Below are 518 nucleotides of genomic sequence, written 5' to 3'. Positions count from 1 at the left end.
TGTTTTGAAGTTTTTGAACGGTCTTTGAAGTAAGTTCCGCGGGCAATTTCAGTCATGGCGTCGCTCATATGATTTTTTATTCTCCTTTTATTTTGGTTTTCTTTTGAAAAATTAAGATGTTCAATATTGATGTTTTTTTATCTTAAAATGGTAAATTATCAGTTTGAGGTTTATTATCTAAAAAGATGACTTTATGTACGATCACTTTTGTATTTGTTTTCTTTTGACCTTCGTTGTTGGTGTATTTTTGGAAAAATAATGTTCCTTCAAGATAAATTTTCGAACCTTTATGTAAGTATTTATGAAGATTTTCAGCTTGAGTTCTAAAAACCACACAAGGAATAAAATATACTTTTTCTTTGGTTTGATTAACAGCTAATTGAAAATCGATTTTAGGAATTTGTTCGTTGTTAACCTTAAGATATTGTTTGTCAAGATTATGAGTGATACGACCGATTAATTGAACGTTGTGTAACATAATTTTATTTCTCTTTTCTATATAATTATTTTAATTTTAA

At 27.0% G+C, this 518-nt stretch carries 1 protein-coding gene; it reads right to left on the bottom strand.

Features of this window, described 5'->3' with window-relative positions:
- Window positions 1-142 precede the first annotated feature (142 nt).
- Window positions 143-478, bottom strand: coding sequence for a single-stranded DNA-binding protein (locus M8044_RS02500; RefSeq protein WP_273585469.1), 336 nt, complete (start codon window positions 476-478; stop codon window positions 143-145).
- Window positions 479-518: the final 40 nt, after the last annotated feature.

Origin of the sequence: Columbia Basin potato purple top phytoplasma (assembly GCF_028595955.1) — a bacterium.
In the GTDB taxonomy this organism is placed as follows: domain Bacteria; phylum Bacillota_I; class Bacilli_A; order Acholeplasmatales; family Acholeplasmataceae; genus Phytoplasma.
This window is presented reverse-complemented; position numbering and strand designations above follow the sequence as displayed.

Coding starts and splice junctions, on each gene's coding strand:
- M8044_RS02500 (WP_273585469.1), bottom strand. CDS start 478: ATGTTACACAACGTTCAATTAATCGGTCGTATCACTCATAATCTTGAC.